1 protein-coding gene is annotated in these 561 nt (G+C 64.7%); it reads left to right on the top strand.

The window, feature by feature from the left end; all coding sequences use genetic code 11:
* The first annotated feature begins 275 nt into the window (after positions 1-275).
* A complete protein-coding gene (locus tag WDZ17_RS17390; protein WP_339576436.1) occupies positions 276-497 on the top strand; it encodes a hypothetical protein in 222 nt (73 codons plus the stop codon).
* Positions 498-561 lie beyond the last annotated feature (64 nt).

The raw sequence follows: 561 nt of genomic DNA on the forward strand, positions 1-561 counted from the left end.
ACCTGAGCACCATCACGTCTCAACAGGCTTGACAGGTTCCGCTCCTCGCGTCCGCAACGGTCGTCTTCTTTGTGACCTACCTGGCCTAGTCGGCGATCAAGTGTGGGCCGAACCGCGCGCCGCCCGGCGCCTTCGGTGTGCGCTACCTACATCCCCACCAACGATCCTCTCTGACACGACCGTGGGGAGCGGCGGAACGGAGCTCGAGCGGCTGCCGGGTCGTCGGCAGGCGGTCGCCTGCAGCGGCAGGCATGTCACTTGGCTAGTCTTACGGGGTGGCCGAGAAAGGTAGCAAGCGTGCGTTGTTGGTTGTGCTCAGCGTCTTCAGTGCCGGCTTGCTCGTCGGCGGACTCTTTGGGCTGATCAACTACGACTCGAACTTCGGGCGTGAGTACCAGTCGCTTCCCGGTTGGGCCTTTGGTGCGATTTGCTTATCGCTGGCCGGGGTGGGCGTCAGTTACATCGTCAAGGTGCTGCGGGGACAGTCGGTCGACTAAGGGTCAGGGACCGCCGGGTGGACTGCGCCGGCGCTGCCGGGTCAGGCGCGACGCGTCCTCTGCT

The organism is Pseudokineococcus basanitobsidens (assembly GCF_037482545.1).
GTDB lineage: Bacteria > Actinomycetota > Actinomycetes > Actinomycetales > Quadrisphaeraceae > Pseudokineococcus > Pseudokineococcus basanitobsidens.